The following is a 14,830-nucleotide window of genomic DNA, read 5'->3' on the forward strand; positions in this document are numbered from 1 at the left end:
GGTCCCGGGCGAACGGGACGCCGCGCCCGATCCGCCCCCTGTCCAGCACGGGGGGTCGGGGCATGCCACCATCTTCGGGGCGGTGAGTGGTGATACGAGGACAAGACCAGATGACCGGGACGGCTGACGTGGGCGTGGACAAGGACTCCGACGAGTCCGCTGCCGCCGTGCCCCCGGCGCCCGGCGGCGGGACCGAAGGCCGGCCCGAACCGGGGCCGACGCCGGAAGTCTCCCTGATCAAGGACCCGACGATCAAGACCCCCGCGCCCGCGAAGGCCCCCGAGCAGCGCGAACCGCCCGAGCAGCGCCAACCCGAAGAGCACGAACAGCCCGAGCAGCCCTGGCAGCCCGAGCAGCCCTGGCAGCCCGAGCAGCCGGCGCAGCCCGACGACCAGGACCCGCCGGAGGACGCCCCCCACCTGGACGTCGACGAGCCGCTGCTCGCCGCCCGCGCGCACCGCCCGTCCGACCTGATCCGCTTCCTGGTCGGCGTCTTCGGGATAGTCGCCGTCTTCGTGCTGGCCGGCATCGCCACCTCGACCACCACCGGCATCGAGCAGGACATCGCCACCAACGCGCCGCACTTCTCCGCGGTGCTCTCCACCATCACCGGCCTGATCTCCAGCGTCGCGGTGCTCGCCGTGCCGCTGGCCTTCGCCGTCGAGCGGCTGATCAAACGCGACGGCCTGCGGGTCGCCGACGGCGTGCTGGCCTCGGTGCTCGCGTACGGCGTCTCGCTCGGCATCGACTGGTGGGTGGCCGAGGGCGCCTCCGAGCACATCCGCGACGCGCTGACCCGGCTGCCGATGGACAGCAACGGCACCCTCACCGACCCGGTGCACGGCTACCTCGCCCCGGTGATCGCCTACATGACCGCCGTCGGCATGTCGAGCAGACCACGCTGGCGGGTCGCCCTCTGGGTGGTGGTCGTCTTCAGCGGCGTCACCGAGCTCCTCGGCGGCTACACCACCCCGCTGTCGCTGATGCTCACCGTGCTGATCGGCTGGTCCGTCGCCTACGGCACGCTGTACGCGATCGGCTCCCCGAACATCCGGCCCACCGGTCAGCACATGATGATCGGCCTGCGCAAGGTCGGCTTCACCCCGGACGGCGCCCTCCGCGCCCCCGACGCCCCCGGCGGCACCCGCCGCTACTACGTCACCCAGCAGGGCGGCCCGCCCCTGGACGTCCACATCATCGACCGCGAGCAGCAGGCCTCCGGCTTCTTCTACCGGGCCTGGCGGCGGCTGCGGCTGCGCTCGGTCGCGGTGCGCCGCAGCCCGCAGTCGCTGCGCCAGGCGCTGGAGCAGGAGGCCCTGATCGCGTACGCGGCGGCCGCCTCGGGCGCCCGCGCGCCGCAGCTGGTCGCCACCTCCGAGCTCGGCCCGGACGCCGCGATCCTGGTGTACGAGAACATCGAGGGCCGCATCCTCGACGAGCTGGCCGACGACGAGGTCACCGACCCGGTGATGGCCTCGATCTGGCAGTCGGTGGCCGCCCTGCACGAGCGCCGGATCGCCCACCGCCGGCTGACCGGCGAGTCCCTGCTGGTGGTGGACGAGCGGACCGCCTGCCTGGTCAACCTCTCCGGCGGCGACATCGCCGCCACCGACCTGACCCTGCGCATCGACGTCGCCCAGCTGCTCACCACCTTCGCGCTGCGGATCGGCCCGGAGCGGGCCGTCGCCACCGCCAACGCGGTGCTCGGCGCCGAGCGGGTCGCCCAGGCGCTTCCGCTGCTCCAACCCGTCGGGATGAGCCGCTCCACCAGGGTCGACCTCGCGAAGCTCAGCAAGGAGCGCAAAGCCACCGCCCGGGCCAAGGCGCTGGAGCAGGTCGCGGCCGGCGAGCGCACCCAGGAGCAGGCCGAGGAGGACATCGCGGTCGCCGGCGAGGACCTGCTGAGCCGCATCCGCGGCCAGATCCTGCAGATCGCCCCCGAGGCGCCGATGGAGCCGGCCAAGCTGGAACGGCTGAAGCCGAAGAGCCTGATCATGGTGATCGCGCTCACCTTCGCCGCCTACCTGGCCCTGACCACCATCAAGCCGGCCCAGCTCAAGCTCTCCCAGATGAACTGGGCCTGGGCCGCGGCCGCCCTGGTCGCGGCCGCCTTCAGCTACGTCGCCGCCGCGATGAGCCTGACCGGCTTCGTCCCCGAGCGGCTGCCGTTCCGGCGCACCGTCGCCGCCCAGCTGGCCGGCTCCTTCGTCAAGCTGGTCGCCCCCGCCGCGATCGGCGGCATCGCGCTCAACACCCGTTACCTGCAGAAGGCCGGCATCCGCCCCGGCCAGGCGGTGGCCTCGGTCGGCGCCTCCCAGCTGGCGGGCCTGGCCGGGCACCTGCTGCTGCTGTTCAGCTTCGGCCTGATCACCGGCAGCCAGACCAACGGCGACCTCTCCGCCTCCCGCGCGGTGATCATCGGCGTGCTGACCGCCGCCGTGCTCGCCCTGGTGGTGGCCGCCGTCGCGCCGCTGCGCCGGTTCGTGCTGGGCCGGCTGCGCTCGCTGTTCTTCGGTGTGGTGCCGCGGATGCTCGACCTGATGCAGACGCCGAGCAAGCTGGTCACCGGCTTCGGCGGCATCCTGCTGCTGACCCTCTCCTTCACCGCCTGCCTGGACTTCTCGGTGCAGGCCTTCGGCGGCGACATCAGCTTCTCGGCGGTCGCGGTGGTCTTCCTGACCGCCAACGCGGCCGGCTCGGCGATCCCCACCCCGGGCGGCATCGGCCCGGTCGAGGTCGCCCTGATCGGCGCCCTGACCGTCGCGGACGTGTCCCCCTCGGTCGCCACCCCGGCGGTCTTCCTCTACCGGGCGCTCACGTTCTGGCTGCCGGTCCTGCCGGGCTGGATCGCCTACAACGTGCTGCAGCGCAGGAGCGCGCTCTGAGCCGTCCCCGGCATATGACGGAGGGCCTCGCCGATCGGCGAGGCCCTCCGTCGTCAGCGCGCGCCGGTCGACACGCGCCGGTCGACACGCTCTAGTAGACCGGCTTGTGCGGCTCGATCTGGTTCACCCAGCCGAGCACGCCGCCGCCCAGGTGGACGGCGTTGGCGAAGCCCGCGGCCTTCACCACGGCCAGCACCTCGGCCGAGCGCACGCCCGACTTGCAGTGCAGCACGATCTTCCGGTCCTGCGGCAGCTTCTCCAGCGCGTCGCCCATCAGGAACTCGTTCTTCGGGATCAGCACCGCACCGGGGATGTTGACGATCTCGTACTCACCGGGCTCACGGACGTCGATGAGGTAGATGTCCTCCTTGTCGTCCTGCCACTGCTTCAGCTGGTGCGAGGTGACGGTCGAACCGGCGGCGGCGGCCTGCGCCTCCTCCGACACGACGCCGCAGAAGGCCTCGTAGTCGATCAGCTCGGTGACCGTCGGGTTCTCACCGCAGACCGCGCAGTTCGGGTCCTTGCGGACCTTCACCTGGCGGTAGTTCATCTCGAGGGCGTCGTAGATCATCAGCCGGCCGAGCAGCGGCTCGCCGATGCCGGCCAGCAGCTTGATCGCCTCGTTGACCTGGATCGAGCCGATGGACGCGCACAGCACGCCCAGCACGCCGCCCTCGGCGCAGGAGGGGACCATGCCCGGCGGCGGGGCCTCCGGGTACAGGCAGCGGTAGCAGGGGCCGTGCTCGGCCCAGAAGACGCTGGCCTGGCCGTCGAAGCGGTAGATCGAGCCCCACACGTACGGCTTGCCGAGCAGCACCGCGGCGTCGTTCACCAGGTAGCGGGTGGCGAAGTTGTCGGTGCCGTCCACGATCAGGTCGTAGCCGGAGAAGATCTCCATGACGTTGGAGTTGTCGAGGCGCTCCTCGTGCAGCACCACGTCGACGTAGGGGTTGATCTCCTTGACCGAGTCGCGCGCCGACTCCGCCTTGGAGCGCCCGACGTCCGACTGGCCGTGGATGACCTGCCGCTGCAGGTTCGACTCGTCCACCACGTCGAACTCGACGATCCCCAGCGTGCCGACACCGGCCGCGGCCAGGTACAGCAGCGCGGGCGAGCCGAGGCCGCCGGCGCCGACGCACAGCACCTTGGCGTTCTTCAGCCGCTTCTGCCCGGCCATGCCCACGTCGGGGATGATCAGGTGGCGGGAGTACCGGCGGACCTCATCGACGGTGAGCTCGTCGGCCGGCTCGACCAGGGGTGGCAACGACACGGGGACTCCGATGGATGTCTGTTCGGGTGGCCAGGGCCAGCCGCGGTGTGGGGTTGTTGCTCCGCCACTCGGGTGGCTCCTAGGCCAACAGTGTCATGCCCGACCGGTATTCCGAGACAGCCCGTCCGATGGGCGAGACGGGCGGCGCCGGATCGTGGGACCGGCCGCCCGGGCCCCCGCAGGCGCCCCGAGCCAGCGTTTCACGGGCCCGGGACACCTGCGGAGCACGCTCAGACCCGACAGGCCGTCTCCAGCCAGACGTCCCCCAGCGACTCCTCCAGCGGCACCTGAGTCCGCCATCCGAGACGGTCCCTGGCGGTGCGCACGTCCGCCTGCCGCCACGGCACCGGCTCGCCCGACACCGCCCGGCCCTCCGGCCGCTGACCCTCCACCCGGTGCCCCGGGAGATGGTGCCCGGCCGGGTGGTGCTGGCCGGGCAGGTGGTCGCCGCCCGACCCGACGGCCTGCGCGGGCAGCAGGACCTGCCGGTTCTCCTCGACGATCGCCCCCTCGAAGCCCGAGGCCCGGACCAGCAGCTGGGCCGCGTCCCGGGCCCGGACCGCGTGCCCGCTGCCGATGTTGATCACCCCGGTGGCGGCCGACACCGCGGCCGACCGGATGGCCCGCGCGACGTCCCGGACGTCCACGAAATCCCGGTATCCGGACAGGTCCGGCATCCGCACCTGGTTCTCGTCCCGCTCCAGCGCCCGCCGCAGGCCCTCGGCCAGCCGCCCGAACAGCGAGGCGGTCGGCGCCCCCGGCCCCACCACGTCGAACACCCGCAGCACCGCCGCGTCCAGCCCGGAGGCCAGCACCAGCTCCGTCCCGGCCAGCTTGGACACCCCGTACGGGCCGACCGGCCGCGGCTCGGCCTGCTCGGAGACCGGCACTCCGCCGGGCACCGGCCCGTACTCGGCGGCCGAGCCGACGTGCACCAGCCGGGCCGGCTCCCGGCTGCGCCGGATCGCCTCGCAGACCGTCGCGACGGCCAGCGTGTTCGACCGGATCAGGGTGCGCGAGCTGCCATAGGTGGCGCCCGCACAGTTGATCACCACTTGCGGCGCGACCGCGTCCAGGAAGCGGGCCAGCGCACCCGGGCTCCCGGTGGTCAGGTCGAAGCGGATGTCGGCCGAGTCGCGCCGGCCGAGCACCGTCACCTGCAACTCCTGGTCCATCAGCAGACGGTCGGTGACCCGGCGGCCGATGAAACCGTCGGCGCCCAGCAGCAGCACCCTCATCGGGGGTGTCCTTCCACGAAGCGAGGTCGAGGACGACCTGGCGGACTGAAATCAACGAACGGACGAAACACGGATCGGCGATCGGCGAACGAGATCGGGGATCGGCGATCCCCGGGCGGATCAGCGGTGCGAGCCGGCCCGGCCGAGCACCACCCCGGCGTACGCCAGCAGCGCCGCCGCGACAGCACCGCCGCCGAGCAGGAGGGCCCACGGCAGGGAGCGGCCCAGCGCGAGCAGCCCGAGCGTCGCGGCGGCCCCGGCCGAGGTCCCCACCGCGGCGGCCGTCGGCCGGCCGCAACGCGCCAGCAGCGCGGACAGCACCAGCAGCAGGCCCAGCACGCCCTGCGCCGCCCACGGCACCGGGCCGGCCCGCCCGGCCGCCAGGTGCAGCAGCCCGCCACGGCCCGGTCCCGGGTGCGACGCGAGGACGGCCGGCACGGCCAGCGCGACGAAGGTCAGCGCCGAGAGCACCACCAGGTGCAGGGCGACCGCGACCGGCAGCACCGGCCGCATCCGGGACCGGAACTCGGCCAGGGTGCCCGCCACGCCGAGGTGGCCGCGGCCGACCTGCCGGTACCAGCGGGCCGCCCACTCCGCCGACCCGGCCGACACCGCCGCCGCCAGCACCAGCGCGGCGGCCGTCGGCCGGTCCCCGCCCGGTGCGGCCAGCGGGAGCAGCAGCAGCGCGGCCAGCCCCAGCCCGTACCCGAGCGCGGCCGGGCGCCGGCCGGAGCCGGTGGGCCGCCGCGGCAGCGGAGCCGGCCCGAGGGCGTCGGCCGGGCACAGCGGCAGGGCGAGCGGCGGGCCGGGCTCGTCCCGCGGCGGCGCGGTCAGCACGGGCAGCAGTACCAGCGGTACGGCGGCGGGCAGCAGCACCGGCCAGCGGGCGCCGAACGCGGCCACCCCCGCGCAGGGCAGCGCGGCCAGCGCGGCGGCGGTCAGCGCCGCCCGGGCGTCGGCGCCGCGCCGCCGTCGCGGCCGGGCCGGGCCGGGATCCGGCGGGCGGCGGGGCACCCGGGCGTACAGCTCCTCGGCGAGCGAGAACAGGTCGGCGTGCCGACAGCGGGCGGCGGCGTCCGGACCGAGCCCGGCCTCCTCCAGCCCGGCGGCGATCTCCAGCGGGTCGACGGCGCGCTCGCACAGCTCCCGGTGCTCCGCCATCACCTCGCGCACCGGGTCCGCGCTGCCGCCGAGCGCCGCGCGGCCGGACATCAGACGGCCTCCGCGAGCACGGCCGACTCCGGGGCGGCTTCCCGGGCGGTGGCCTGCCGGGCGCCGGGCTCCCGGGCGCCGGAGTCCTCGTCCCCGGGAGCGCCTCCCCGGCCGTCCGCGAGCCAGTACTCGGCGGGGCGGGCGAACGGGCGCGGCGCCGGGCCGCCCTCGCCGCCGCCCCCGCCGCCGGGGAAGGCCGGGTACTGCGAGACCAGCTCCAGGTAGATCTCCCGGAACGCGCCGGTCACCGGCTCGACGGCGAAGCGTTCCTGCGCCCGCAGCCGCCCGGCCAGCCCCAGCCGGGCCCGCCGCTCCTCGTCGCGCAGCAGCGCCAGGCAGGCGCCGGCCAGGGCGCGCGGGTCGCGGGCGGGCACCAGCAGCCCGGTCGGCCCGACCACCTCACGGGCCACCCCGACATCGGTGGACACCACCGCCCGGCCGCTGAGCATGGCGTCCACGAGCAGCCGGGGGCCGCGCTGGGACAGCGCCGAGAAGACGAGCACCGTGCCGGCCGCCCAGGCCTCGGCGAGCGTCCCGGGCCGCCCCGCGAAGTCCACCGCCGGGGCCACCCCCAGCCGCTCGGCCAGCGCCGCGCAGTGCGCCCGGTAGCCGGGCGCCGCCTCCTCGCCGTACAGCACCAGCCGGGCGCCGGGCAGCTCGGCGCGGACCCGGGCGAAGGCGTGCAGCGCCAGTTCCGGGTCCCGGCCGGGTTCCAGCGTGCCCGCCCACACCAGGGTCGGCGCGGTCGGCTCCGGCCCGGCGGCCGGGCGGTCCACGGCCGGCGTCCCCTCGTACACCACCCGGGTGCGCGCCGGGTCGGCCCCGCAGTGGTGCTGCCAGTGCTGGTCGTGGGCGCTGCCGGGGGTCAGCACGGCCGCCTGCCGGTAGGTCTCCTCGGCGAGCGCGCGGGAGAAGGACAGCAGCAGTGCCCGCACCGGCCGGAGGTACGGCGCCTCGTAGCCGAGGTACTGCTCGCGCAGGTGCAGGCCGTGCTCGGTGACCACGAACGGCACCCCGTGCAGGTGCCGGGCCACCAGGGCGGGCAGCGCGGCGAGCCCACCGCCGACCACGTGGCACAGGTCGGCCGCGCCGAGGCCGCCGGGGCCGGTGCCGTACCAGGGCGCGGACAGCGGCCGCAGGCACTGCTCCAGCAGGTCGGCCGCGACCAGCACGTCGCGCACCAGCGGCTGCCCGGCCGAGGTGTCCGCGCCGGGCAGCCGCCAGGTCCGCTCCAGGATCCGGCGGGCGTGCCCGGAGGCCAGGAAGGCGGGCAGCGCGCCGTCCTCCCGGGCCAGTGCCGCCAGCCGGTACAGCCCGGACCCGAAGCCGGGCCGCTCCCCCGGCAGGACCAGCGCCCGCAGCAGTTCCTCGTACGCCCCGGCGTACCGGCGTCTGCGCAGCGCGCCCGGCGCCCGCCCGCCCGGCCCGCGCCCCCACAGCGCCAGGTCGCGGACGCCGCGCCAGGCGGGCGACAGCCGCCCGAGGCTGCCCGGCTCCTCCGGCCCGGTCAGCAGGTACAGCTCGAACTCGTGCTCCGGCAGGCCCTCGGCCAGCCGGTCGCACCAGCCTCCGGCGCCACGCTGGGGATTCTGACGGGCACCCTCGGTGAGCAGGGCAACGCGCACGGGAGACCTCCAGGACAGTGCGGATTCGAGGGCGGATCACGGACGGATCGACGGACGGCCGAGCGGCCCGAACGGTGGCCGGGGGCGCCCCCGCGCGGCAGCGGGGACGGCCGGGGACGGGAGTCGGCCGGCCGGACCGGCGCCGCGGCGCCCCGTGCGGCGGTCCGAGGGCCCGGTCGCGGCCGTGCCGCGTTCCGTTCCCCCGGGCCCCGCCCGCTCCGACGGTCGGGCCCGACCCGCCGGGCCCCCCGGCCTAGGCCGCCCTCCGGTTTCTCCGGCGGCCGCGACTCCCCCACACCTGTTCGGTCCGACAGCAGAAAGGTAGGACCGGCCCCGGGCAATCCATCGGTCACATGCCTGGCTGCCACCTGAACGAGTGAAACGCCGTGACCTCGGCCCGAACCGGGCCGTTACCGGGCGGTATGCGCGCCCGCCCGTGATATCCGCGCCCGGCGGGCTCGGCCCGCTCAGCGCGCGGCGTGCGCGATCAGCTCCCGTACGGCGCGGGCGACCTCGTCGGGGTGCTCCATCATCGCCACGTGACCCGACTCCGGCAGTACCAGCAGCCGGGCGTCCGCGAAGGCCGCGCAGGCGCGGCGGGCCGAACGGTAGGCGACCAGCTTGTCGCGCAGCCCGTACACCAGCAGCACCGGCGCCGCGACCTGCTCGACCTGCCGCCACAGCGCCTGGTCGCCGCGCTCGGTGTACGCCGAGACGATGCCGCGGGCCGAGCCGATCAGCGCCCGCATCGCGTGCGGCACCTCCAGCCGTCGGCGGTACTCGGCGACCGCCTCGGCCCGGGCGGCCGGGCTCAGGCTGCCGGGGTCGCCGTAGACCAGTCGCAGCAGGTCCTCGGTGGCGGCCTCGGCGTCGCGCCCGTTCGCGGCCAACCGGCTCAGCAGCGCGGGCACCCCGGGGACCGCGAGCAGGCCGGTCGGCCACGCGGAGCGCTGCGGGGGCAGCTCGGGCAGGGCGGGCGAGACCAGGGTGAGGCTGCGCACCAGGTCGGGGCGGATCGCGGCGAGGCGGACGGCGACCGCGCCGCCGAGGGAGTTGCCGAACAGGTGGACCGGGCCGCGGTCGGCGGCCTCCAGGTAGCCGATCACCGCGCGGACGTGGCCGGAGACGGTGAGGTTGCCGTCGGTGGGCGGGTGGGAGCGGCCGAAGCCGGGCAGGTCCACGGCCTCGCCGTCGACCAGGCCGGCGAGCCGGTCCATCAGGGCCGTCCAGTTGGCGGCCGAGCCGCCGAGCCCGTGCACGAAGAGGCCGGGCTCGCGCCCGTCGGCGGCGCCGTCGGCGGCGGCGCGGTGCACCGCGAGCACCGCACCGGGGACCTCGACCGTACGTACCTGCTGCTCAGCGCTGCTCATGCTGGACGATGGTAGTGAGACCGGGCCGAGGATCCCGGGGTGGTCCGGCCGTTCCATTCCCTCGTCACACCACTGCCGAGGCCGAGGTCAGCGCCGTATTGTGGGCTCCTGACAACCAGACCGACCAGCTTTTCTCGCCTTCGCCGAACGCGGGCGCGGTTACCGAAAAGTAGAATCGGCCATCTTGCCAGCCCCGAACAGACCGAAGTGAGGAGCGCCGTGACGGCCATCCAGGAGGCGCAGGAGCGCCCGCGCGGTGCCCGCCTGCCGCGAAGCGCCCGCCGTGAACAACTGCTCGGTGCCGCCCAGGAGGTGTTCGTCGCGCACGGCTACCACTCGGCCGCCATGGACGACATCGCCGACCGCGCCGGGGTGAGCAAGCCGGTGCTCTACCAGCACTTCCCCGGGAAGCTCGAGCTCTACCTGGCACTGCTGGACAAGCACTGCGACGCCCTGGTCGAGTCCACCCGCGAGGCACTGTCGACGACCAACGACAACAAGCAGCGCGTCGCCAACACCATGGAGGCGTACTTCAACTACGTCTCCAGCGAGTCGGGTGCCTTCCGGCTGGTCTTCGAGTCGGACCTGACCAACGAACCGGCCGTGCGCGAGCGGGTCGAGCGGGCCTCCGAGGCGAGCGCGACGCTGGTCAGCAAGGTGATCCAGGAGGACACCGACCTGCCCGAGGCGGAGTCCAAGCTGCTCGCCGCCGGGGTCTGCGGCCTGGCCCAGATCACCGCCCGGTACTGGCTCTCGCAGGGCCTGGAGATCCCGCGCGACGAGGCGGTGCGGCTGGTCGCCAGCCTGTCCTGGCGCGGCCTGAAGGGCTTCCCGATGCACCCGGGCGAGCAGCCCGGCGAAGGTGCCCACCAGGGGTGATCCGCCGACCTTCGCCTGGGCGGTGATCGCGTGCTCTATGGTGAAGCCGTACGGCGCGGCCGCCGCGAACGCCTGTTCCAGGCGGTCAGGTGCCCGCGCGTGGAGGCTGCAACCCCGGAGGGACGGAAGCCGTGGAGGTCAAGATCGGCGTGCAGAACGCGCCTCGTGAGATCGTGATCGAGAGCTCGCAGACTGCCGATGAGGTCCAGAGCGCGGTCGCGAAGGCGCTGGAGGGCCCGGAGAAGCTCCTGGCGCTGACCGACGAGCACGGCCGCCGCGTCATCGTCCCGGCCGAGCGCCTGGCGTACGTGGAGATCGGCGAGCAGGCCGTCCGCAAGGTCGGCTTCGGCACCCTCTGAGGCGCCCGCCCGAGCAGTTGTTCCGGTGCCCCGTTCCCACCAGGGAACGGGGCACCGCTGCGTGTACGGCCGGGTGGGGCGGGGTACGGCGACAGGAGCGGCGCCGGTGCCGCACGCCCGTCCCCCGGGAGGCAGTCTTGCTGGTCGAGTCGATCGCCTTCGCCCTCGTCGGCCTGGTCACGGGCGGCGCCGCGCTGCTGGCCCTGCCCTCGTACTTCCGGGCCTCCCGCGCGCTGACGCTCGGCACCGCACTGGCGGCGGCGCTGGTCGGCGGCGTGGTGGCGCACTTCTGCCTGGACGGGCGCTACCCGGCGGTGTCGGTGGCGGCCTCGGCCCTGGCCTCCGGCGTGCTCACCTCGCTGCTGGCCCGGCCGGACCTGGCGGCCGGGCGGGCCCCGGCGCACCGGCACCACCCGCACCGGGCCGGCACCCACCGCGCGCCGCGGCGGCACCGGCCGGCGTAGGGCGTGACGGCGGTCGGTCAGCTGGCCAGGCCCAGGGCGGCCATCCGCTTGGTGTGCGCCTCGGTGATCCGGTTGAACATCTTGCCGACCTCGACCAGGTCGAAGCCCTGCACCCGGACGCCGCCGACCAGCAGGTTCGACAGCGCGTCACGCTCGGCGACCACCCGCTGGGCCTGGCTGAGCGCCTCGCCCATCAGCCGCCGGCCCCACAGCGCGAGCCGGCCGCCGGCCCGCGGGTCGGCCTCGATCGCCTCGCGCACCTTGTCGACGGCGAACTGGGCGTGGCCGGTGTCGGACATGACGCCGAGCACCAGGTCACGGGTGTCGTCGTCCAGCCGGACGGCCACCTCGCGGTAGAAGTCGGTCGCGATGGCGTCGCCGACGTAGGCCTTGACCAGGCCCTCCAGCCAGTCCGAGGGCGCCGTCATCCGGTGGAACAGCTCCAGCGGCTCGACGAACGGCCGCATCGCCTCCTGCGGGTCGGCGCCGATCTCGGCGAGCCGGTCGTGCAGGCGCTGGTAGTGCTGGAACTCGGCGGAAGCCATCCGGGCCAGGGCCGCCTTGTCGGCGAGGTCCGGCGCCAGCTTGGCGTCCTCGGCGAGCCGCTCGAAGGCGCTCAGCTCGCCGTACGCGAGCGCGCCGAGCAGATCCAGCACCGCCGCCCGGTAGCCGGGGTCGGCCGAGCACGCGGCCCAGTCGCCGATCGAGCCGGCCGTGGTGTCCTGCGTCTCACCATGGGTCTCCATGACCTGCCACCTTAGTCCCGTGCGCGAGTCCCGCGCGCGCGGCTGCCCACCGCCCTCCACACCCGGGTGACCGGCCGGATCGCCTGCTCACGCGCCGGTCGCCGGGGGCAATGTCACCCGCGTCACGTGTTCGAGTCGTCGCCTGACTGTATGGTGGTACGGAGCCCCGTCGTGTTCGCACGGTGTCACCGCCGTCTCGGTACCCGCGCAAGCCCGCTTCGAAGCGGCACCGTCCAGCCGGACGTGTCCGCACCGGAAGTACGGGGACTCACGTACGCGGATGCCCGGTCGGAGAGCCGATCGGCTCCGACCATGGCTTGGACTTCAAGCCTTGGCACCGCATCAGTGGCCGAGCGAGGGCCGCCGAGACCACGCCCTCTGGCGAAGGTCCCGCGCAGGTCCCTCACGGGAATCCTCCCCGACGCCGCCGGCGACGCGCCCCGTATCAGGGCAGCGCGCACCGGCCGGCCGCAGGGACCGGCGCGGTTGTGCGTCCGCTCAGCTGTACTCGGGGCCGCTCAGGCCCGTACACAGCCGCGCGGCTGCCCGCCCGCCGCTCGCTCTCGGCCCCTCCACACGGAAGAGGCAGCACCCTGTCCACCACCGCTGAACCCATCAAGACGACCTTCCGCGACCTGGGAATCCTCCCGGAGACCGCTGAGGCACTCGAGGCCGTCGGCATCGTCCACCCGTTCCCGATCCAGGAGATGACCCTCCCGGTCGCGATGACCGGCCACGATGTCATCGGCCAGGCCAAGACCGGTACCGGCAAGACCCTCGGCTTCGGCCTCCCGCTCATCGAGCGGGTCGTCGTGCGCGCCGACGTGGACGCCGGCCGGGCCACCGAGGAGCAGCTCACCGACTTCCCGCAGGCGCTGATCGTCGTCCCGACCCGCGAGCTCTGCACCCAGGTCACCAACGACCTGCAGACCGCCGGCAAGGTGCGCAACGTGCGCGTGCTCGCCGTCTACGGCGGCCGGGCCTACGAGCCGCAGGTCGAGGCGCTCACCAAGGGCGTCGACATCGTGGTCGGCACCCCGGGCCGACTGCTCGACCTGGCCGGGCAGAAGAAGATGAACCTGTCCAAGGTCCGCTCGCTGGTCCTGGACGAGGCCGACGAGATGCTCGACCTCGGCTTCCTGCCGGACGTCGAGAAGATCATCAACATGCTGCCGGCCAAGCGGCAGACCCTGCTGTTCTCGGCCACCATGCCGGGCCAGGTCATCAGCCTCGCCCGCCGGTACATGAGCCAGCCGACCCACATCCGGGCCACCGCCCCGGACGACACCGGCACCACCGTCGCCAACACCGAGCAGCACATCTTCCGTGCGCACTCGCTGGACAAGGTCGAGATGGTCTCGCGCATCCTGCAGGCCGACGGCCGCGGGCTGGCGATGATCTTCTGCCGCACCAAGCGCACCGCCGCCGACGTCTCCGACCAGCTGACCCAGCGCGGCTTCGCGGCCGGCGCGGTCCACGGCGACCTCGGCCAGGGCGCCCGCGAGCAGGCCCTGCGGGCCTTCCGCAACGGCAAGGTGGACGTGCTGGTCTGCACCGACGTCGCCGCCCGCGGCATCGACGTCGAGGGCGTCACGCACGTCATCAACTACCAGTGCCCCGAGGACGAGAAGACCTACCTGCACCGGATCGGCCGCACCGGCCGGGCCGGCGCCTCCGGCACCGCCGTCACCCTGGTCGACTGGGACGACATCCCGCGCTGGCAGCTGATCAACAAGGCGCTGGACCTGTCGTTCAACGACCCGGAGGAGACCTACTCCACCTCGCCGCACCTGTTCGAGCTGCTGAAGATCGCGCCGGGCACCAAGGGTGTCCTGCCGCGCTCGGAGCGGACCCGGGCGGGGCTCAACGCGGAGGAGGTCGAGGACCTCGGCGAGACCGGTGGACGCGGCAGCCGTTCCGGCCGTTCCGGCCGCGGTCGCGACGGGCAGGGCGGCTCGGGCCGTCCGGCCGCCGCCCCGGCCGAGACCGAGGAGCAGAAGCCGCGCCGCACCCGTGAGCGCCGCCGCACCCGCGGGGGCTCGACGGTCGGCTCCGAGGGCAACGCCACCGCCGCCGTGACCGAGGCCGCCACGGCGGCTCCGGCCCCGGCCGTCGAGGGCACCGAGGGCGAGGCCGCGCCGCGCCGTCGCCGCCGCCGCTCGCGCGGTGCCGGCGCCGGCGAGGCCGTGGTCGCGGTCGAGGCGGCTCCGGTCGTCGAGGCCCCCGCGGTCGAGGCCCCGGTGGCCGCGGCTCCGGTGGTCGAGGCCGCTCCGGCCGTCGAGGCTCCGGCGGAGGAGAAGCCCGCCGCCCGGACCCGCACCCGGACGCGCAAGCCGAAGGCGGAGGCCGTCGAGGCCGTCGTCGAGGCGGCCGTCACCGAGGCCCCGGTGGCAGAGAAGCCCGCCACCCGCACGCGCACCCGCAAGCCGAAGGCCGAGGCCGTCGAGGCGGCCGCCGCCGAGGCGCCGGTGGCGGAGAAGCCCGCCACCCGGACCCGGACGCGCAAGCCGAAGGCGGAGGCCGTCGAGGTCGCCGTCGAGGCGGTCGCCACCGAGGCCCCGGCCGAGGAGAAGCCGGCCCCCCGTACGCGGACCCGCGCCCGCAAGGCCGCGGCCACCGCCGAGACCGCCCCGGAGGCCCCGGCCGCCGAGGCCGCCGCCGAGGTCCCGGCCCCGCGCAAGCGCACCCGCGCCCGCAAGGCCGCCGCGACCGTCGAGGCGACCCCGGAGAGCTGACCCGCAGCGCATCCCCCGAGGGGGCGAGCCAGGCCACCCGGCCCGGC

11 protein-coding genes are annotated in these 14,830 nt (G+C 74.8%); 5 read left to right on the forward strand and 6 right to left on the reverse strand.

Annotated elements, in window-relative coordinates; translation table 11 throughout:
- The first annotated feature begins 110 nt into the window (after positions 1–110).
- Positions 111–2,885, forward strand: a complete 2,775-nt coding sequence (locus ACZ51D_RS05200; RefSeq protein WP_465661254.1) for a flippase-like domain-containing protein — start codon at positions 111–113, stop codon at positions 2,883–2,885.
- 91 nt (positions 2,886–2,976) lie between these two features.
- Here the strand turns inward: ACZ51D_RS05200 and moeZ are convergent, their stop codons facing one another.
- From moeZ to ACZ51D_RS05225, 5 genes are all read right to left on the reverse strand, one after another.
- On the reverse strand, positions 2,977–4,155 hold the full coding sequence (moeZ, locus tag ACZ51D_RS05205) for an adenylyltransferase/sulfurtransferase MoeZ (protein ID WP_360500020.1): 1,179 nt from the start codon (positions 4,153–4,155) through the stop codon (positions 2,977–2,979).
- 230 nt (positions 4,156–4,385) lie between these two features.
- Positions 4,386–5,393 carry an NAD-dependent epimerase/dehydratase family protein gene (locus tag ACZ51D_RS05210; protein WP_465661256.1) on the reverse strand — a complete coding sequence of 336 codons (1,008 nt, stop codon included), beginning with the start codon at positions 5,391–5,393 and terminating at the stop codon, positions 4,386–4,388.
- 120 nt (positions 5,394–5,513) lie between these two features.
- A complete protein-coding gene (locus tag ACZ51D_RS05215; RefSeq protein WP_465617466.1) occupies positions 5,514–6,605 on the reverse strand; it encodes a hypothetical protein in 1,092 nt (363 codons plus the stop codon).
- Entirely contained in the window at positions 6,605–8,230 is a 1,626-nt protein-coding gene (locus ACZ51D_RS05220; protein WP_465661257.1) for a DUF3492 domain-containing protein, read from the reverse strand. Before ACZ51D_RS05220 ends, ACZ51D_RS05215 begins: the two co-directional genes overlap by 1 nt.
- 467 nt (positions 8,231–8,697) lie before the next feature.
- Complete coding sequence (locus tag ACZ51D_RS05225; RefSeq protein ID WP_465661259.1) at positions 8,698–9,600, reverse strand: alpha/beta fold hydrolase; 903 nt, start codon at positions 9,598–9,600, stop codon at positions 8,698–8,700.
- A 219-nt stretch (positions 9,601–9,819) separates the two neighbouring features.
- Between ACZ51D_RS05225 and ACZ51D_RS05230 the strand changes: the two genes are divergently transcribed.
- The 3 genes from ACZ51D_RS05230 to ACZ51D_RS05240 all read left to right on the forward strand — a co-directional run bounded on the left by ACZ51D_RS05230 (position 9,820) and on the right by ACZ51D_RS05240 (position 11,302).
- Complete coding sequence (locus tag ACZ51D_RS05230; RefSeq protein ID WP_360500006.1) at positions 9,820–10,479, forward strand: TetR/AcrR family transcriptional regulator; 660 nt, start codon at positions 9,820–9,822, stop codon at positions 10,477–10,479.
- 131 nt (positions 10,480–10,610) lie between these two features.
- Positions 10,611–10,838: a DUF3107 domain-containing protein gene (locus ACZ51D_RS05235; protein WP_360500003.1), complete on the forward strand. Its 228-nt coding sequence runs from the start codon at positions 10,611–10,613 to the stop codon at positions 10,836–10,838.
- Between the two features lie 137 nt (positions 10,839–10,975).
- Positions 10,976–11,302 carry a hypothetical protein gene (locus tag ACZ51D_RS05240; RefSeq protein ID WP_465617459.1) on the forward strand — a complete coding sequence of 109 codons (327 nt, stop codon included), beginning with the start codon at positions 10,976–10,978 and terminating at the stop codon, positions 11,300–11,302.
- A gap of 17 nt (positions 11,303–11,319) precedes the next feature.
- On the opposite strand, the gene ACZ51D_RS05245 is transcribed toward ACZ51D_RS05240, so the two are convergent.
- Positions 11,320–12,048 carry a ferritin-like fold-containing protein gene (locus ACZ51D_RS05245; RefSeq protein ID WP_360499997.1) on the reverse strand — a complete coding sequence of 243 codons (729 nt, stop codon included), beginning with the start codon at positions 12,046–12,048 and terminating at the stop codon, positions 11,320–11,322.
- 707 nt (positions 12,049–12,755) lie between these two features.
- On the opposite strand from ACZ51D_RS05245, the gene ACZ51D_RS05250 reads away from it, so the two are divergent.
- The gene (locus ACZ51D_RS05250) at positions 12,756–14,783 is read left to right on the forward strand and encodes a DEAD/DEAH box helicase (RefSeq protein ID WP_465661261.1); all 2,028 of its coding nucleotides are present in this window, start codon (positions 12,756–12,758) and stop codon (positions 14,781–14,783) included.
- Positions 14,784–14,830: the final 47 nt, after the last annotated feature.

Source organism: Kitasatospora sp. NPDC033851 (genome assembly GCF_055576085.1).